We start from the raw sequence: 19,567 nt of genomic DNA, 5'->3' as shown, positions 1-19,567 counted from the left end.
ATAAAAAAACCGCCGCCAGAAATGGAAATAAAAATACAAAAAAAGAGGCCTGTTAACGGCCTCTTTTTCCTTCATTACTCTTCGCTTTTTTCATGATCCGTTTTTCTTTTTTTCCTTCTTGCCGTCAGCCAGATCAGACCGGCCGCAATGATCATAAGCGCCGCGAAAACAGCGATATACGTGACGTTCAGTGCTGCGGAACGGCTTTTCGTATCAGCCGATGGACTGCTGTCATCTGACTTGATTTGCTGATGGTTCGAAAACAGCTGCTTGCCTGTCGTTTCGTTGACGACGGTTGCCGCATCGCTTGTGCTGTCTAAAAAGCTGATCAGTTCTTTTGTGACAGCCGCGCCGCTTCCTGATAACGGAGCAAAAACAGCGATGCTCCGGCCGGAGTCCCAAGGTGATTTCTGGGTAAACGCGACTTGTTTCGTTGTCTCATTCAGCATTTGAAACGAAGAAACATCGTACGCGCCGCTGCGGTCTGACGGCACGAGAAGCTTAGAGGCGTTTGATTTCAAAAGCGGAATTTGCGGCAGGCCTCCGATAAACACAACATTCCGGCCTTTGGCATCCGCTTCCTTCATGTCTGATGCCGTCTTTACGGTAAAGCCGTTTCCGAATGAATCCGCCACCAGAGAAAGCTCTTTCAGTGTCTGCATGTTTACGTCATCCGGGATGACGATCACTGTTTTCTCTTTCCCGCCGCCCGCAAACGGGAGCGGCCATTGCCCGAAATCAGCTTTCTGCGCCGCATCGCTTACCGGATACGTCAGCGTGCTGCTTTTATCAATATAGACCCATTTGTTTTCGTCACGGTCGATACACGGATTGTTATGTTTCAAGCCTGATGTGACAAATTGCAGATCAATGTACCTGCTGCTTCGCAAAAGCTTCGGATCAATCGGGATTGAGACGTGGTAAAAGCCGTCTTTATCTTTATTGCCGAGATCATCAAGACGCACCGCATTCGGCTGTCCGTTGACCATGACGTTCAGCTCCGCTCTCTCGGCGTCATTTGCTGAATCCGCCTTCGTCCGGATCGATTCCGACGTTTTTAATGTAAGTGAAAGCTTGACCTTACCGTCTTTATCAACAGCGGCCGCCGCAGGGTAAAAGAAGTGCTCTGACGCCGTTTTGTTTGATCCGACCGTTACATTTCCCGCGCCGAAGTCCTCTAATGTCAGTTTATTGCCTGTCTTTTCCGCAGCGGGCTGAAGGCGGCCGATTGTCAAAGTATCTCCGCCCAGCTGGCCTGAATAAGCGCTGTCTGTGATGACGCGGATTTTATCCGCCAGCGTTTTGTCTGATTGCGCCGTGACAAACAGGACGGGCTGCCGTTTGTCCCCTGATGTCAGAACCCGTTCAGCGAGAAGAAGTTTGTTGTCTTCCGCTTTGATGTTCCCCTGATCGAAAAGTTCTTTTATTTTGCCGTTCCAATGCCGATCAGCGCCGATGACAATTGACGGATTGCTGATTTTGCCGGCGTCGGATTCTTTTACATAGGATACCTTCAGCCTGCTGTCTGCCGTTTTCAGAAATGCTTCTGTTTTGACTGCGGCTTCAGCTTCCGCCGAGGTCGGTTTGTCAGGAAGAATAATATCGGTTTCTTCACCCGTATTGCCTGATTGGGCAAACGGATACGGGAAATGGCCGAGATCCGCTCCCTTTGACTTGCTTGCTTCTGAAAGCACAAGGCGGCTGTCCGGATAAATTTTTATCCAGTTGCCTGACGTATCCTGCCTGACGCAGACGCCCTCTTTTAACACGCCGTAAAATCGTAATGATACATTGTGATAGCCTTGGGCGGATTGGCTTTTGCTGAGATTGAGCTTCACCGTTTTCCGCTTGGAACTGCCGTCAAGCTTTATGGATTTGACGGGTTCATCATCAATGGCGATGGTTAAAGAAGACGGGGCAATTAATAAGTTTGACGCCTCGTAATCAATCAGAAGCGACTGATCGGTATTCGAAGCTCCCGCAGGAATCTGATAGGTCAGCTCTGCGCTGTCTTTCGCCCCGTACAGTGTCATCAGATCGCCAGTCAGCGCCTGCTGCTCTTTTGCGCCGGCGCTTGTTCCGAGGGCGGAACCGTCCGTTTTCAGTTCCCGGGCCGCGGCCTCCTGCCCGTTATGCATCAATAGCAAAAGGCCAGTTATCAATATGATCGCTTTTTTCAAAAAGGTCACCCGCTTTTATTTTGATTGTATCGCTCCGTTTTGTACCACTTGACTTCCTGCTTGAACAAGCGGTGCTTAATCTCTGTGAATAATGACCAGATGACGAGCACGATCCAAGCCTGGGAGTATGTAAAGTACATCAGAAATACGATAAAGAAGTTTTGTTTGTTCATTTCTGTTTTTTCAATGCTTAAAGTAATCATGACCTCAGTCATAAACAGGAAAAAGGCCAGTATCCACAAAATCATCGCCAAAAACCCGACTGCCAGATGCAGGTCGTAAAAAAGATTGATGATAAAAATCGTGTTTGACATGATCACACCGAAGAAAAACAAAAAATACGTAAAAAAGAAATAAAACAGATCGAAGATGATCCGCTTGCGTTTCAGCTTGAAAAATTGGGATAAAAACTTGAGAACGACGTATTGGTTGCCGCGCGCCCATCTTGTCCGCTGACGCCACCAGACCTTCCATGTCTCAGGCTCCTGCTCCCATGTCACGGCCGCCGGGAAAAAGCGGATATGGTAGCCGAGATTATACACGCGGATGGTCAGCTCGGTATCCTCCGCCAGCGCCTTATCATCCCAGCCGCCGAGCTGTTCGATAATGCTCCGCCTGATCGCGAAGTTCGTCCCCGGGATGGTGGCGATTTTGAACCATTTCCATCTGCCGCCCTGCGCCATCCACTGAAAGCAGATGGTTTCAATATTGATAAACTTCGTCAGGATCGTTTTGGCCGCGTTGATGACACGAAATTTCCCGACAACCGCTCCCGCTTTCTCATCATTCATCAGACCGAGAACCAGGTAGTACACCGCCATTTTTTCCGGCGTATTGTCCGCATCATACACGCAGATCACGTCTCCGTTCGATTCCGCGAACCCTGAGTTCAGCGCCGAAGATTTCCCTTTTCCGGCGTTAGGGGGCTTTGTGATGACCATTTTAATGAAGTCATACTGACGGGAAAATTCATTGACGATGTCTCCCGTCCGGTCGGAGGAATTATCGTTAACGACGATGATCTCAAGCCTGTCTTTCGGATAATACAGGTTCACCATCGCCTTCAGCGTCTGCCTGATGACGACCTCCTCATTATGCGCGGGAATGAGCACGCTGACCTTCGGGAGCTCCCCCATCTTTGCACGCCATTTCGGAATGTTCCGTTCGAAGGTCATATAATGCCTGAATCCGCCCTGCATCAGAAACATGTGATAGAGAAGCATCACCCATATTAAACTTAATGAGATAAAAAACAGAATGTTACTCAAGGCTTCTTCTCTCCTTAAAGATTCGTTTTTTTAATGTGGCGCGCAAATAAAGAACGTAGCAGGCGAACATGATGATAAACAATAACACCACGCCGGAGAGAATCCAAAGCGCTTTTTCCAGAGGCGTCTGCTGATGGTGATTGAAAAAGGCCGTTATCGGATGAATCTTGTTTTCCACATGAATGGTTCCGTCTCCGTCCGTTTTGATCCTGACGCTGTCCGACGTTACCGTTTGCTTCGTTTTCTTCAGATCGAGCCACTCGCCGCCGGGAATCCGCTCCATCTGATTGACGAGCTCGGGGAGGTATTTCATGCCGAGATACGGATGGTAGAAACCGCCCGCCACTCCGCCGCCGAAATCAATCATCTGCGAAATATGATTCTCCATATCTCCGAGCGGATTTTCCTTTGAGTTATCGGCATAACCGATTGTTTCAGGGTACAGCGTCATCCCGTCCAGCATAGCCGGCTTTGAGACGAACGGGGGGGCGCCCGAGGTTTTCCACGTCGTGCCGCTGAGCTGCACTTGTCCGAAAATGCTGGAGAAATAAGAAGATGCGATTTTGTAGCCTTCTTCAGACATCGTATAGTGCGGCGCTTCGAATGACAGCGGGTAAAGGCCGAGCTCTGTCAGATCGTCAATCGCCTGCTCCAGCTTCGTTCTCGTGTAGATGTTTTCTTTTTCACGGAAAGGCTTCACATACGACCGGTACGCTTTTTCATTCGGAAAATCCTGTTCCTTTTCAAGCTTGACCGGAGTATCATCCGCATTTTCTGACGTAATCGGCTGATCCGCTTTGGCATCCCAAAATTCAAAGCCTTCTCCCGTTTCGCTGTATCGGTATGCGTGCGTGTAGCCGTGAATAATGATGCTGCCGCCCATTTGCTGAAGTTTTTTCAGGACGCTGACCATTTTCGGCTTGTCCGCCAGGTATACTTTTTCTCCGTTTTCCGGATTGAGATAGACCGGAATGACCGCCAGAATAAACGGAATGTGTCTTTTATGCAGGTAAGCGCCCGCTTCGTAAAGCAATGTTTCATCTGACATCGGACTGATGTCTTCAAGCCGCAAGTAAAGGAGGGTGCCGCCTTCTGATTCTCCGAATGCGCTGCGCAGCGCTTTCGCCGTCAGAAACGAATCATTTAACAGGCTCGTCACACCGAAATAATAGTCAGAGCGCGCCGTTTTCCACATAAAAGGGCGGGTGCCGCCGTCACCGGACCGGTATGTATAAAGGGGCTTTCCTTTTACTCCCGATACGCCGAGCACGGACATTCCTTTTTCAAGCGGCATGTCTGTTTTTTCTTTCTTGCTGTAAATGCGGTATACCGTTTCTTTCTCTGTCAGGGACAAACCCGCAAATTGGCGGAACTGTCCGGCGTTATAGCCGATACTGATAAGCTGCTGCGGCATACTGCTGATCAGTGACACAAATGATGTGCTGAGCTTTTTTTTCGTGACGCCGTAATAGATGACGCGCCGATTCTTTTTGAGGTCCGCGGCTGTGATGTCTCCGTCGCTTTTCACGGTGACGGCTGATGAGAAATGGCCCGCGGTCAGATCAAGCATTTTGACCTCAGCGGTTTCTTTGCCGTCCGTGCTTGTATAAATAATGAGAATGCCGTCCTTTTTGTCTTTTGCTTCCGCCGTAAGGGGAACATAAACCGCCGAAATCATGAAGAGCGCCGAGAGTAAGAGACGTATCCATTTAGAGTTCATTCATCATCATCTCGTTTTCCAGTTCATTTAAAAATTGCTCGGCCGTTTGTAAATCCTTTCGGTACGCCAAGTAACATACACGGAAGGTGATGGAGACGTATTTACCGTTTTGCAGCCGGTACGTATCCAATTCCTTTTTCAGCTTCGCCAGAACGGCCGGCATGTTTTCTTCAGGCGTATGGGTCAGCACGATGCCGAACCGTTCGGCGGACGGCCTGAATTTTTTGTCTGTTTCCCGAACGCTTGACCGGATTTGGCGGCTGATAAATGCCAGCAGACGGTCGGTCTCTTTTTCTCCGTAGAGGGATTTGAATTCCTTGAAATAATGCATGTGCAGCAGCAAAAAGACGAAGGAATTGCCGTAGCGTTCCGCCCGCTTGATTTCCTCAGAAAGCTCCAGCTTCATCCGCAGATGGTTGTCAAAGCCGGTCACCCTGTCGACGGCGACAAAGCTCGTAATCTCTTCACGCAGCTGTTTCACTGAGCGCTCAAGCTCCTTCGCCAACTCGTGAATCCTTCCCGCTATGTAAGAAAAGAGCAGCAGCGCAATCCCCCAAATGACCAGCACCTGCAGACTTTCGGCACCGGCAGACGCCATAAAGCCCCCGGTCTGAAACCACAGGAGCAGGCTGCCGAGAACAAATAAGACGAGTAAGGTGATGACGAGCGCGTAGATTGCCCCGAACCATATGCCGGCTCCCGTGACAAGCAATGTGATGCAGGTTATCAGAAGCCCTGCGGATTGCTGAGACGCATAGTAAATAAAAAAAGACAGCAGCACCAGCATAACTGCTGTGTAGCTGCACAGTTTTTGTGATTCATTGAATGATATTTTCATTAAACAATTTCCTTTCAGCCAGAAGCGGCAGCAGGTTATCGAAAGAATGTGTATCGCCCCCGCTCATATAGCCGCCGTAATCAGGTTTCAGCGTGTCCAGTGTTTCAAATGAAGTCATTCTTTCATAAAGCGGCTTGATGACAGCCGGATCAGCTTTTTGTTCTGCTAAAAAAAGAACGGCCAGGGCGTAAACGGACGGTGATTCGTATTGAACCGCCGGCTTCTTCGTGTCTGCGATGTATCGTCCGTACAGCTGTCCGCGCGACTTCCATTCTTCTATGATCCATTTTGACAGCACGGCGGCTTTGTCATCGCCCCGCTTCAGATTCACGGCGGCGTACAGCTGGTCGATGACATTCACTTCGCTGTCATATTTGTATTCCTTAGTTTCGGTATTGAACGATTTCGGCAGAAAACCATTTTTCAGGGGCGCAAGATTGAGAACATCAAGGTTCAGGTTTTCCGTTTTCTCATCGATAATTCCCTTTTCTCTGAGCATCTGTAAGGCGCCGGGGTCGACATAGGACAACGTCACGGTCTTTGACGCGGCATTTGAAGCGGCATCATAATAATCCGTAAAATACCCGTCATTCGTATTGTATTTTTCCAGCGCCTTCCCGATCTGCACCGACGTTTTCCCGTATTCACTGTTTCCCCACAGGGTTCCGGCCTCATTCAGACAGTTCATAATTCTGAAATCATCAATTAAGGCATTGGTGCCGCTCGCTTTATTCCCGTCAATCTTCCACGACACGAGCCCGTTTTTCGTCAGAAACGAATCGGTGAGAAGCTGATATTGCGCTTGAAACTGCCGTTCATCTTTCCTGTTCAGCAAAAATGCCATCCATAGTCCGAGAGACTCAGATAAATATTCCGGCTCACCGGATATGTTCGTCCGGATCATCCCCCGCCCGTTCATCAATTTATGATAAATAAAATGCTCTGCGGGCTGAAGCGGTCCGGACGGTTCGGCCGCCGCCTGTTTTTCAGTGCCGGCCTCCGCGCACCCCGCCGTCAGAACGATCGAAATCAAAAGGATCATCAGACGAAAAACGAATTGCTTCACAGTCCATCCTCCTATTTTATAAACCCTTTTTTAGACCCATATCTTATTTTTTCACAAAGTATTTTTACTATATAGGAAACGATAAAAGAATACTAGCATTTTTTCACATTGGAAAATTTTAAATGGGAGCGCCGCCTGCTCACCTTTCCCCTCTTCGTCTGGATCGTATTCCCATTACAGTTAAAAACACAACAAAAGGCAGCATTTCTTTACAAATGCTGCCTTTCTCTGATCTATTTATCCAGGCCGAGTTTTTTCAGCTGTTCTGCCAGCGCGTTGTTCATCGGCTCCTCTTTGTTTTGGCTTTTCATATAAGAGTTGATGTCCCGCTTGGATGCGCGTCCGGATTTATCTTTCGCCTTGCGCTTTTCAAAGACGGACAGTTTCTCCCGGTGGCCGCATACACATGCGAAGGTTTGGCCTTCACCCTGGCCGCGAAGCTCCATTTTCTTATGACAGTTCGGGCAGCGGGCGTTTGTTTTTCTTGCCAGCGTTTTCCGGCTGCCGCACTCACGATCCTGACATACGAGCATCGTGCCGCGTTTGCCGTTGACTTTAAGCATCATTTTGCCGCAATCAGGGCAGGCGGTGCCTGAAATGTTGTCATGTCTGAAGGTTTGGCTGCTGTTTTTGATTTCCTTCACCGTTTTGCCCGCATATGTTTTCATGTCTTTAATGAACACGGCGGATTTCAGTTTGCCCGCTGCGATGGCGGAGAGCTTTTGCTCCCACTCAGCGGTTAAGGCCGGTGATTTTAAATCTTCCGGGACGAGCTGTAAGAGCTGCTTCCCTTTTGACGTGATGAAAATATCTTTTTCTTTTTTCTCGATTAAGAAACTATTGAACAGTTTTTCAATGATATCAGCGCGGGTGGCGACTGTTCCGAGTCCGCCGGTTTCACCCAATGTTTTCACAAGGTTCTTCTCTTCTCCCTGCATAAAGGCGCTTGGGTTCTCCATTGCGGATAACAGCGTGCCTTCATTAAAGCGCGCCGGCGGTTTCGTCTGTCCGCTCGTTTCTTTCAATGATGAGACAGTGAGGCGCTGACCCTGCTGAAGATCCGGGAGCGTCTGGTCTTTGTCTTCCTCGTGATCGTCGTCATCCTCGTACATATCATACACGGCTTTCCAGCCAGGCGATTGAACCGTTTTCCCTTTTGCGGTAAATGTTTCGCCGCCGATATCGGCTGTAACCTTTGTTTCTTCGTATTCGAACGCCGGCATTAACACGGCGAGAAAACGTTTGGCAATCAGATCGTAAAGTTTTCGTTCTTTGTCGCTGAGGCTTGAAAGGATCAGCGGCTCCTCTGTCGGAATGATGGCATGGTGATCCGATACTTTCGCATCATTGACGAATCCTTTATGCGCTTTGACGCCCCGCTTCAGTATTTGATTGACGTACTGTGCGTACGGCTTAACTTCCATGCCGTTTAAACGGTCTTTTAAAGTCGGCACGATGTCTGCGGAAAGGAATCTGGAATCTGTCCGCGGGTAAGTGACAAGCTTATGCTGTTCATACAGCTTTTGAAGCACGGACAGCGTCTCTTTTGCGGAAAAACCGAAGCGCTTATGAGCGTCCCGCTGCAATTCCGTCAAGTCGTAAAGACCGGGAGCGAAGCTTTTCTTCGCCGTTTTTTTCAATTCTGAAATGACTGCCGGCTTTCCTTGCAGATCTTTTGTCAAACGGCCGGTCACCGTCTGATCGAACGTTCTTGTCTGCTTTGTTTTTTTATCCTGCCATGTCAGCGTCATCTGATCAGCCGCCGCGCGGAGACCGTAATAAGGAACGGGTTTGAACGCCTGAATATCCGCTTCACGCTTGGCGATCATCGCCAGTGTCGGAGTCTGAACGCGTCCGCATGACAGCTGTGCGTTAAATTTCGTCGTCAGGGCGCGGGTCGCGTTGATGCCGACGATCCAATCCGCTTCCGCTCTGGCAACCGCGGAATGATACAGGTTTTCGTACTCTTTGCCGCTGCGAAGCTTCTGGAATCCTTCTTTAATCGCCTTATCTGTCACAGAAGAAATCCACAGCCGCTTAATCGGTTTGCGGACGTTTGCCTTCTCGATGATCCAGCGGGCCACAAGCTCCCCTTCCCGTCCTGCGTCTGTAGCGATTACGATCTGGCTGACGTCTTTCCGGACAAGCTGAGCTTTGACCGCATTGAACTGTTTTCCTGTTTTTTTAATGACGACGAGCTTTAAAGGCTCCGGAATAATCGGCAGATCCTCAAGCCGCCATGATTGAAATTCTTTGCCGTATCCTTCAGGGTCAGCGAGCGTTACCAGATGCCCGAGCGCCCATGTGACGATGTAGCGGTCGCCTTCAAGATATCCGTTTCCTTTTTTATGACACTTCAGCACGCGGGCCAAGTCCCGGCCGACTGAAGGTTTTTCAGCTAATACAACTGTTTTTGACATGCTTTTCACTTCTCTTTCTTTCACAATCATCCTGTTATTATAACAGACTTCCTCACGCTCTCTCTAATCGAGGACGTTTTTTGTGTCAATTTCTGAGAAAATGACGTGGGTCACGGTTTGGGCATACGGAGAGGTGCGGTTAATGAAGTGTTCGATCGTTTCCAGGCTGTCCGCGTTAATCTTCAGCATATAACACGCCGCGCCGGCGACCCGAAAACAAAATTCAATGTTGGGAATGGATTGAATGTAGGTTTTGAATTGATCGTATTTTCCGTTTTTCACCGTCGCTTCGACAATGCAGGAAACGGGAAGTCCGATCTTTTTTTGATCAATGTCCAATGTATAGCGCTTAATAACGCCGAAGGATTCAAGCTGTCTGACACGCTCTGTGACGGACGGGGCTGACAATTTGATTTTTCTGCCAAGCTCCCGCATGGACAGGCGGCTGTCCCGCTGCAGCTCTTTAATGATGCTCAGATCAACATTATCTAGTTTCATGACTTGTAGTCCTTCCTTACCCTTTTGGCTATATTATCAAGAGAAATCCGAAAAATGACAAGAACAACAGGCTGAAATCATGCAGGTTTTTTAGGAACAGACGCGAAATGGTCATATTAGGACTGCCCTTTGCTTATAGTATAGAGGAAAAAAGATGTCCGACAGGAGGGAGCTGTATGTTACACACGCCGATCGGCAGACTTCGCACGATGGGGTTTATTGAAGGAATGTCGCTTTTGGTGCTGCTGTTTATCGCGATGCCGCTGAAGTATTGGGCTCATCATCCGCTCGCCGTCACCATTGCCGGTTCCATTCACGGCTGTTTGTTTATCATTTATCTGGCGGTGCTGGCGTATGCGGCGTTTACTGTCAAATGGCATGTGAAATGGTCAGCCGCCGGTTTTATCGCGGCCTTTATTCCGTTCGGTAATTTTATTTATGATCGCGGCCTGAGACATTATCAATAAAAAAGCTCCTCTTCTGCAGAGGAGCTTTTTTCATGCGTTACATCCATTTCGTCACCCAGGCGATATAATAAGCGCCAGGGATGAATACGAGCTGGGCGAGAAGCGTGCCCGCGACCCTTGATGTGACCATCGTCAATGATGTCCATTTTAAGGAGACGTAGCTGCGCTTGCCCTTCGCCACATCGTCTGCCAGTACGGAAACTTTCGGATCAACAAACACAGCCAACAGCATAGTCGCAACTCCGTTGATTAAGCCTGATGCCATCACGGCCGTCGTGCTGTGCTCAGGCGCCAGAAGGCCGGCGTACAGAGCGGACAGAACACCGATCGTGTAAATAGACGTAATGACCATATTAATGACAAACAAGCGTTTCGGGATCATTCGGAATTGAAGCCCCTTTAAATAGGAGACTGACGGCAGTCTGATATAAGAACGCGCATGCTTCAGCCCGTTCAGTGAAAATCCTTTTTTAAATACCTGCATAACGGAGCCTCCTCCGTCCGCCAAGTGTATAATCGCCCTGGTGAATAACGCGACGAATGTCGGCAAAAGACAGATGCCGAGTATCGTTCCGACCGTGGAGCCGAATATTAAAAATCGAAACTGGGCGCCCACAAGAGACAGGGCGTTTGATCCGGCGGCATCAATCAGATGTCCGGTAAACGGCTGCTGAACCATGTTTGACATGCGCGACACGATGACCATGACATTAAATAATGACAGCGCGGACGCGATAAAACCGACTCTCGCGCCGGAAAGGCGTGTTGCATAGGCAAGCGTTTCAATCGAATGTATCAGCAGCAGAAAACAGAAGATAAACAGTACTTGTGAAGTAATAACGTGCAATGTATGATTCCTCCAAATCTTTTCTACTGATTAGACTCTGCAGACTGCGGCGAGGTTTCGGCCGGTTGCATAAAAAAACCGCCCGGATGTCCGGCGCGGTTTTGTCTTATTCTTTTCTTACGCAAATAAATAATATATGGTTGCCCGCCTTAGCCCGCGGGTGATTCGTATAAACAGTTCCGACAGAATCATTCTTCGAAAGTAAACACCATGGAAGTTCTTGAACACAAGACAACGAAAGCCCTACCTCTCAATCGTCACTGCGGCTCCGAAGCCGCGCCGGTGTGAATTGTAAAACAAAAAGTCTTTTTTCCATCTCTTCGTTAGGGGCGAATGTCAGAAGGAAAAGAATAAGCTCAGCTTTTTTTCAAGCTGTCCGTTGAAGCCTGAAGCTTCTATATCAAAACAGAAAAAAGAAGTTTACTTTCTTTTTTATTTGCATGTTGTCACTTAGCAATTAAGTATAACAGATTGCCCCTGAATGATCAAATGATTTTTAAAGTTCCAGCTCGGCCGGCGTTTTTTCACCCGCGTTCATGAGCTTGATCTGCTTCGGTTCAATTTCAAGAATCACCAGGTTCGGATCGTCTTTTCCGTCAAACCAGCGTTCCAGTTTCGGATCCCACAGCTTTTCTTTTAAATCGGCTGAGTTGTTCAGTTTGGCGGTTCCGGCCACTTCCACATAAGCGTCTCCGAATCCTTCACAGTCATACCCTAACAGAATATGAACATTCGGATTGTTTTCAATTTCTTCCGCTTTATGAGTGTCTTTGCTCGTCGGCGTGTAAATCGTTAAGCCGTCATGGAAAAATGTCATGTAGCGTGAATGCGGTTTGCCTTGCTCTACCGTCGCAAGCGAACCGACTTTATGATGATCCAGTACTTCAAGCACTTTTTCTTTGATTTCATTTTGATTCATGAAGAATCACTCCTTTTTAACGTCTCCGCTGTTACTTTTCCACATTGGGGAGACATTTAAACCAAGAAATGTGCTCTTCTGCCGATCTTCGCTCCATTCCCGCTTCAGCATGCTGTAGGTCACCGTGTCATGATAGGCGCCCTGTACGAAAATGCCTTCTCTCGTCAGTCCTTCTTTCTGAAATCCGAGCCGTTCCGCCACCGCCCTGCTTTTCGTGTTTTTTTCAGCCGCGCTGATCATGATGCGGTTCAGGCCGAGATCCTGAAATGCATGGGTGATGACCGCCCGGCAGCTTGCGGTGATAATGCCGAATCCTTCATGCTCTCGATCCAGCCAGTAGCCGATCTCTGCTTTTTGATTGACTGGATCGGCATTATGGATGCTGATCATGCCGCAAAACCGGCCCTTCACAAAAATTCCGGCGTCAAACCCATTCTCTTCCGCGTATTTATAGCGCCATTCAGGGATGATCACATCTCGGTACGTATCAATATCAGCCAGTTCTTCCGCCCAGCTGAGCCATTCGCTGAGATGGTTTTGATTTCGCTTCATAACAGAATACAATTCGTCCGTATCTTCTTTGGCAAGCAATCTGATCGTCAGATGTTCCCGGATTTGACAGGAAAACACGACCACACCTTCTTTCCTTTATTAGCCATTATACAGGTAAATTCATTTTTTTCCATACAAAAAAAGATGAGGCGTGCAGCCTCATCCTTAAATGCGCGGGTCGGTGAAAACATCGTGATCATCCGTGCTTGTCGATGACATTTCCGTGACGACCGCCCCTTCTTCTCCCGCTTGAAACCAATGCTTCGTATCCGGCGGTATGGTGTATTGTCCGCCCGGCTCAAGCACAATCTCATGCCAGACGGTGTAGTATTCCTTGTCTTCTTCCGGCGGGAGGACACTTGGGTTCTCTGTCTTTTCACCTTCCACGTAGAGATACACCTTCCCCCAGCGGCAGCGGAATGTCTCTTGTTTTCCCTTCTCGCCGCCGACCGGCGGATGGCGGTGTTCCGGACACGTCTGGCCCGGGAAGAGCACCAATTCTTTCGAACAGTAGCGGTCGGTATTCACGTAAATAAACAGCTGAAGCCCGGTTTCCTCAAGCTTGTCTAAGCCGTAATCCATGATTTGAATGTCTTCGACTTCATCATCAGTCAGAACGATTCCCGCTTTTTGATAGTATGCATTCACGTCATGTTTCGATATCGTCATGCTTCAGCCCCCTTATGTGGTCACAAATTTGCCGCCGTTGACATGCAGCGTCTGCCCGGTCATATAAGATGATTCATCTGAGGCCAAGAGCACATAGCAGCCGACATGTTCAACAGGCTGGCCTGCCCGGCCCATCGGCGTAGTCTGACCGAAGGAAGCGACTGTTTCTTCTGAGAATGTCGCCGGAATAAGCGGTGTCCAGATCGGACCCGGCGCCACGGCGTTGACACGGATACCGTCGTTGACGAGCGCTTGCGCCATGGATCTCGTAAAACCGTTAATCGCGCCTTTCGTAGCCGTGTAGTCAATCAGCTGCGGATTGCCTGTGTAAGGATTAATGGATGTCGTATTGATGATCGCGCTGCCCGGCTTCATGTAATCAATCGCTTTTTTAGTCAAATAAAATTGTGAGTAAAAGTTTGTCTTAAAGGTTCTGTGAAGCTGCTCGCTTGTGATGTCTTTAATGCTTTCTTTCGGATGCTGTTCCGCGGCGTTATTCACGAGAATATCAAGACGCCCGAATTCTTCAACCGTTTTTTCAACGGCTTCATTACAAAAGTCTTCCTCACCGACATCGCCGGGGATTAACAGACATTTTACGCCTTCTTCTTCCACTCGTTTTTTTGTATCTTTCGCATCATCGTGTTCATCAAAATAGACGATCGCGACATTTGCGCCTTCCTTCGCGTAAGCAACCGCTACGGCGCGTCCGATACCGCTGTCGCCCCCTGTGATAAGTGCGGTTTTCCCTTTTAATTTATCAGCGCCTTTATATTCTTTGTATTCATAAACAGGCGCCGGATTCATTTCGCTCTCAATGCCCGGCTGGCGGTTTTGTGATTCCGCCGGGAATTCCTTCGGATAGTTTTCCATGTCAAGTTCCTCCTTCTTGTTCGATCTCATATTTCTTGTCTACCTCGGCTGTCTTTTGGATAAACATGAATGAGACAGTTCAAAACGTTTTCGGAGAAAAATGTTTCACATGGAACGCAAGAAAAAAACCCGGCTGGCAGCCGGGTTTTTAATTTCTATTATGAACGTACCGCTTGTTTGCGGAGCACGTCTTTTCTCACTTTTCCAAGGTTGTTTTTCGGAAGTTCGCTGACGAACTCAATTTCCGGAATTTTAAAGGCGGCAAGACGTTCTTGAAGGAATCGGGTCACTTCTTCTTCTGTCAGGCCTTCTCTGCCGTTTGTCACGATGAACGCTTTCGGCTTTTCGCCGTAGAGCGGATCAGGGATACCGACAACCGCCGTTTCGAGAATGCCCGGCACTTGCTGAATGACCTCTTCAATCTGGTCGGGATAAATATTGTCCCCGCCGTAGATGATGACATCTTTATAACGTCCGGTGATAAAGATAAATCCGTCTTCATCCACATAGCCGGAATCGCCGGTATGGAACCAGCCGTCTTTCAGCACTTTTCGTGTCGCTTCTTCGTTACCTTCGTAGCCTTTGAATAAAAACGGACTTGTCACAACGACTTCTCCGATTGAGCCTTGCGGAAGGACTTCACCTGTTTCCGGATCTACAACGCGGACGTCCACTTCTTCCATCGGTTTACCCGCGGAAGCGGCTTTATCCATTCCCATTTGCGGATTCCAAGAGCTGATGCCCCACGCTTCCGTGCTTCCGTATCCGTGCATGAGCGGGATGCCGATGTCGAGATACTGCTGGATCAGACTGCTTGGCACCTTTGTGCCTCCCGTCATCATATAAACGATAGAAGACATGTCAGTCTGATGCGTTTCCCATGCTTTCAGCAGGTATGTGTAATAGACAGGCAGCGCCATCACGGTTTGAATTTTCTCTTTTTCGATGAGCTTCAAGTTTTCCACAGGGTCCTGATTGTCTGTCATAATGAATGTCGTTCCGCTCATCGTGCCGACCATCTGGCAGATAATCGCGCTCGTATGGTAATTCGGATGGCATGCTAAGAAGCGGACATGCTGCATTCTCCCCGTGTATGCCAATGTCGCGTTTACATAGTTGTATATGCCGCCGTGAGTGATCATGCAGCGTTTCGGATTGCCGGTTGTACCTGAGGTAAACATCAGCAATGCCGTATCGTTTTCAGACACCGTTTCGACATCCGGTGTATCACCGGAGCCTGTCAATAAAGCGTCAAACTCAGGCGTTGTCTCCGCAGCTGTTCCTGTTACGACCTTCAGTTTAAGAGAAGATGCAAGCGCAGGAAGCACTTCTTCCATGATCTCTTTAAATTCAGTGCTGTAAAAAACAGCTTTCGGTTCACAGGCTGCTAAAATGCCTTTCATTTCGTAAGGTGTTAATTGCCAGCTGACCGGCACAACCACCGCGCCGATTTCGAGTGCCGCAAACATGACAATGGATGCCGCGTGGCCGTTTTTGCAAAGCATCGCCACTCTGTCGCCTTTTTTTATTCCTTTATCAAGAAGCGCTTGTGCAAGCTGGTTGATTCGTTTTCGATATTCCGCGTAGGTCAGGGTATACGCACCGCTTTTTACAGCTTCGATCTCTTCGCTATTTGAAATGTCATGCAGAATCAGATGCTGTAATGTCTCCATATTTTCATCTCCCATAATGATAAATCACAAAAAAACTCTGTCAGATTTTCTTTCTCACGCAACCCATTTTAAACCAAAAAATATAACTTGTAAAACTATTTTGTTTTAGAACTATTCCATCAGTGAATGATACAATAGTCCCGTGTTTTTAGTTTCTTCCCTTCCCCTTACCCTCATACATGCACAAAAAAACACACCCCACATGAGGTGTGCGCTTCCTGTTTACCGCTGTCCTTTCTCCTGAATGAAATGATAAAACAGCTTGTTTAAACGTTTGTATAAATCGGCCTCATCCTCCGTCTGGAAGGCTTTTATACTGTCTTCAGACTCGATAATGGCCGAGCTGACCGCACTTAGTATTTCCGACCCTTCAGCGGGCATATCAGCCGGCGCCATCATCACCAAAGCGCGGTCGACGGTCAGGGAATTTCCGTCCATGCCTTTGACACTGCATGGAGCTGTCAAATCATAAATTTTGAAAAAAGGCGTGACAATTTCTTCATTTTTGAGATGGTACAGGGCCATCGCCGTTCCCGGAATGCCGAGTCCGCCCTGTCGTTCACGCTCAGCAAGGCGCTGTGCGGTTTTTTGGGCATTATGAACCAATCCTTCTTGCTCCAGCATGTCAAACATACGGTTCAAAAACAGCTCATACGCCGTGTTTGAATCAATGGATTTGATCGAAAAGTTCCGCAGCACGCTTTGGATAACCGCCGCGTAATGCGCCATACGGCCGGCCGCTTCCAGCATATCAGGCGTCTCCGGCTGCTTCTCTTCTCTTTTACCGTTTCTTTTTTTGTCAAGAATCAGCGGAATTTTTCTTTTGATGTACTGCTTGACCTGATCAGCGTCTTCTTCGTTTAAAAGCGGACTGACCATGACGTAATCAATGTTTTCATACGGGATCGGAACAGTGGATACGATCATGTCATACGCAGCGGTGTCTCGGTCCTTCAGTTCGATGAGGGAAGACATATCAAAGGAACGGATTTCCGGAAGCTCTTTTTTCAGCCTGGATGCGAGCATTTTGGACGACCCGATGCCGCTAGAACAGACGATCAGCGCTTTGATCTTCGCTTCTTCCCGTTTGATTTCCAGAGCGGAGCCGAAGTGAAGAACGATGAAAGCGATCTCACCATCAGAGAAAAGAAGCCCCGGAAAGAATTTTTCCATTCCTTCTTCTACGGCCATGTACAGCAGAAAGTAATCGCGTTTAATTTGCTCGGTCATCGGGTTGTACATGTCGATATTTTCTTTTACCCGGTTGATCGCAGGCTCCAGATGGGCGATTAAACCGTCGTATAAAGAACCGTTTTCCGTCAGATCAATTTTAATTTTTTCAGAAATGAAGCCGATCAGCTGCTTCGTTTGCAAGGCCGTTTCAACCTCTATGTCTTCCGGTTTGAATTCCGTTTTGTATTTGCGGTTGGCGCTCCGCAAATGAATGGTGATATAACCGATCTCAGCTTCCGGAATTGAAACGCCGAACGCTTTTTCAAGCTCTTTTGCCATTTCCAGCGCAGAGCCGTACTCCTTCGTCTGCTGCAGCGCTTTTAGTTCCGAAGCCTCCATCGTGATGGTTTCTCCGAGCCTGATCCGGTCCATCGCAAAGGTTAAATGAACCGCAAGCGCCATGTATGAGCTGTCAGATAAGGCGATCGCGATTTTTTCCTTGAGCTGAATTAAGAGCCGGTCCATTTTCAAAAGTTCCGCTTTATTTACGACGCCGAACATTTTTTCAGCATCGTCCGGTTTTCCTTTAATATTCAATTCAACCGCTTCCAAAAAGCTTTGAATATCAAGGCGGTTGACGATGAGATTGCCGACGATTTTCCGTTTCGCATTTTCCGGCCCCGTCAGCTGAATGCCGAAGCCCCTTTTTCGGATCAGCGTCAAGCCGAAGGGCGCAATCCAAGTCTCCAGCTCATCCAGGTCATAGCTGATCGTCGCGTTTGTCACTTGCAGTTCGTTCGCCAGACTGTAGAGCTTGATCGGCTCTTGAGATTCTAATAGTGAACATAGAATTAAAAGTTTCCGCTCCTCAGCGCTGTATTCATGCTGTTCATAGGACAGGTCTGACAGGAGTTTTTGTTTGTCCTCCGGGTTTCCTACCGCTTTCAGTCCTTTGCCGGGCTGTTTATCAAGTGCCAGACCGAATGATTCCATCATCGGTTTGATTGTTTTCAACTCGCGGTGAACGGTTCTTGTGCTGACTTGTAAAGCTTCCGCCAGTTCATGCACTGTCTCGTACCGGTTCTGCAGTAATAGATGTTTCATTAATTTTTGTTCTCTCGCTGTCATATACATGAAACGCGCCTCCAGATTTTCTAGTTGTGAGAAGTATGGCATATGGGGAGTGCTGCCGGGGAAAGTGGTGTAAGTTATAATATAAAACGCTTTCAATGATTATTCAACCATTTTCAAATGGCAATTTGGCACTGGGCCGTGTGACAGTATTGAAAAAGAAAAATGTGTCAGATAATATGCCATGACGCTTGTTACTCTTGATCCGCACGGCTATACTTCAAAGTGACCTTACTTGTTTTTAGACATTGCACACCACATAAACAAACGCCCGGAAGATAGCTTCCGGGCGTTTGTTCTGTTTATGGAATATCGCAGCCTTGGACACCGGTATAAATCCGGAACCACTGATCATGGCTGAGTTTGTACGCGGATGCACGCACCGCGGCGGAAATGCGGTTCTTTTTTCCGCTGCCGACAATCGGCATGATGTCTGCCGGATGGGTGAACAGCCATGCGTACATGACTTCGTCAATGGAAGCGGCGCCGATTTCTTCCTGTACGGAACGAAGCGCGGCACGGATTCGGACGTCCTTATCTGATTGTCCGGTAAAGACAATTCCGCCTGCAAGCGGTGACCACGCCATCGGCGGAATGCGTTTTTCCTGACAGAAATCCAGCGTGCCGTCATGAATATTTTCCAGCTCGTACGCCGAGATTTCAATTTGGTTTGTGATGAGCGGATCATCCAAATAGGATTCGAGCATTCTGTACTGGTGCGCTTTAAAGTTCGACACCCCGAAATATCTGACCTTTCCCGAGCTTTTCAGCGCGTGAAACGCTTCAGCCACCGCCTCCGGGTCCATAAGCGGGTCCGGTCTGTGAATGAGCAGCACATCCAGATAATCCGTATTCAGATTCAAAAGCGACTGCTCCGCCGACGCTAAAATGTGAGACTTCGACGTATTATAATGATGCGACTTGTTTCCGGGCCGTTCCGGTGATTCAATGACAATCCCGCATTTTGTGACGATTTCGATTCGCTCCCTTATTGAAGGCGAAAGGGACAAAGCGCCGCCGAACAGCTTTTCACACGTATAACCGCCGTATATATCGGCATGGTCAAAGGTGGTGATGCCTTGGCTGATACACCATTCAATCAGATTCAGCAGCTCTCCGTCTGAAACATTCCATTCGTTCAGACGCCAAAGCCCGTGTATCACTCTTGAAAATTCCAGGTCTTCAGCCAATTGAATGCGCTGCATGTGAAATCCCCCTTTTTCTTAGAGCCTCTTGTATCTCTGTTTTCAGGAATTGCCCATGCTGTTTCATT

Annotated in this window: 16 protein-coding genes; 1 reads left to right on the top strand and 15 read right to left on the bottom strand. The window is 48.3% G+C overall.

Annotated elements, in window-relative coordinates:
- Positions 1-74: 74 nt before the first annotated feature.
- The 7 genes from J6600_RS02245 to lrpC form a co-directional block, all read right to left on the bottom strand.
- A complete protein-coding gene (locus J6600_RS02245) occupies positions 75-2,180 on the bottom strand; it encodes a cellulose biosynthesis cyclic di-GMP-binding regulatory protein BcsB (protein ID WP_209387904.1) in 2,106 nt (701 codons plus the stop codon).
- A 5-nt stretch (positions 2,181-2,185) separates the two neighbouring features.
- Positions 2,186-3,448 (bottom strand): glycosyltransferase family 2 protein, encoded by a 1,263-nt coding sequence (locus J6600_RS02240; RefSeq protein WP_017419244.1) that lies wholly within the window; start codon positions 3,446-3,448, stop codon positions 2,186-2,188.
- The gene (locus tag J6600_RS02235) at positions 3,441-5,168 is read right to left on the bottom strand and encodes a DUF2334 domain-containing protein (RefSeq protein WP_209387903.1); all 1,728 of its coding nucleotides are present in this window, start codon (positions 5,166-5,168) and stop codon (positions 3,441-3,443) included. Before J6600_RS02235 ends, J6600_RS02240 begins: the two co-directional genes overlap by 8 nt.
- Positions 5,158-6,006 carry a diguanylate cyclase domain-containing protein gene (locus J6600_RS02230; RefSeq protein ID WP_209387902.1) on the bottom strand — a complete coding sequence of 283 codons (849 nt, stop codon included), beginning with the start codon at positions 6,004-6,006 and terminating at the stop codon, positions 5,158-5,160. Before J6600_RS02230 ends, J6600_RS02235 begins: the two co-directional genes overlap by 11 nt.
- Entirely contained in the window at positions 5,987-7,072 is a 1,086-nt protein-coding gene (locus J6600_RS02225) for a lipoprotein YdaJ (RefSeq protein ID WP_209387901.1), read from the bottom strand. Before J6600_RS02225 ends, J6600_RS02230 begins: the two co-directional genes overlap by 20 nt.
- Positions 7,073-7,305: 233 nt before the next feature.
- Positions 7,306-9,492: a DNA topoisomerase III gene (locus J6600_RS02220; protein WP_094296448.1), complete on the bottom strand. Its 2,187-nt coding sequence runs from the start codon at positions 9,490-9,492 to the stop codon at positions 7,306-7,308.
- A 63-nt stretch (positions 9,493-9,555) separates the two neighbouring features.
- A complete protein-coding gene (lrpC, locus tag J6600_RS02215; protein ID WP_003156263.1) occupies positions 9,556-9,990 on the bottom strand; it encodes a transcriptional regulator LrpC in 435 nt (144 codons plus the stop codon).
- A 176-nt stretch (positions 9,991-10,166) separates the two neighbouring features.
- On the opposite strand from lrpC, the gene J6600_RS02210 reads away from it, so the two are divergent.
- A complete protein-coding gene (locus J6600_RS02210; protein ID WP_014416934.1) occupies positions 10,167-10,457 on the top strand; it encodes a DUF3817 domain-containing protein in 291 nt (96 codons plus the stop codon).
- A 37-nt stretch (positions 10,458-10,494) separates the two neighbouring features.
- Here J6600_RS02210 and J6600_RS02205 read toward each other — a convergent pair whose 3' ends face one another.
- The 8 genes from J6600_RS02205 to J6600_RS02170 form a co-directional block, all read right to left on the bottom strand.
- Entirely contained in the window at positions 10,495-11,304 is an 810-nt protein-coding gene (locus J6600_RS02205; RefSeq protein ID WP_014416933.1) for a lipid II flippase Amj, read from the bottom strand.
- Positions 11,305-11,800: 496 nt separating this feature from the next.
- A complete protein-coding gene (locus J6600_RS02200; protein WP_003156270.1) occupies positions 11,801-12,223 on the bottom strand; it encodes a pyridoxamine 5'-phosphate oxidase family protein in 423 nt (140 codons plus the stop codon).
- Positions 12,224-12,229: 6 nt separating this feature from the next.
- A complete protein-coding gene (locus tag J6600_RS02195) occupies positions 12,230-12,853 on the bottom strand; it encodes a GNAT family N-acetyltransferase (protein ID WP_022552606.1) in 624 nt (207 codons plus the stop codon).
- 87 nt (positions 12,854-12,940) lie between these two features.
- Positions 12,941-13,444, bottom strand: coding sequence for a D-lyxose/D-mannose family sugar isomerase (locus J6600_RS02190; RefSeq protein WP_209387900.1), 504 nt, complete (start codon positions 13,442-13,444; stop codon positions 12,941-12,943).
- A 12-nt stretch (positions 13,445-13,456) separates the two neighbouring features.
- Positions 13,457-14,317, bottom strand: a complete 861-nt coding sequence (locus tag J6600_RS02185; protein WP_021495102.1) for an SDR family oxidoreductase — start codon at positions 14,315-14,317, stop codon at positions 13,457-13,459.
- Between the two features lie 158 nt (positions 14,318-14,475).
- Positions 14,476-15,990, bottom strand: coding sequence for a class I adenylate-forming enzyme family protein (locus J6600_RS02180; RefSeq protein WP_014416929.1), 1,515 nt, complete (start codon positions 15,988-15,990; stop codon positions 14,476-14,478).
- Positions 15,991-16,212: 222 nt separating this feature from the next.
- On the bottom strand, positions 16,213-18,297 hold the full coding sequence (locus J6600_RS02175) for a BglG family transcription antiterminator (RefSeq protein WP_209387899.1): 2,085 nt from the start codon (positions 18,295-18,297) through the stop codon (positions 16,213-16,215).
- Positions 18,298-18,596: 299 nt separating this feature from the next.
- Positions 18,597-19,499 (bottom strand): aldo/keto reductase, encoded by a 903-nt coding sequence (locus tag J6600_RS02170; RefSeq protein ID WP_209387898.1) that lies wholly within the window; start codon positions 19,497-19,499, stop codon positions 18,597-18,599.
- Between the last annotated feature and the right edge of the window lie 68 nt (positions 19,500-19,567).

The organism is Bacillus sp. LJBV19, from assembly GCF_017797845.1.
Lineage (GTDB): Bacteria > Bacillota > Bacilli > Bacillales > Bacillaceae > Bacillus > Bacillus velezensis.
This window is presented reverse-complemented; position numbering and strand designations above follow the sequence as displayed.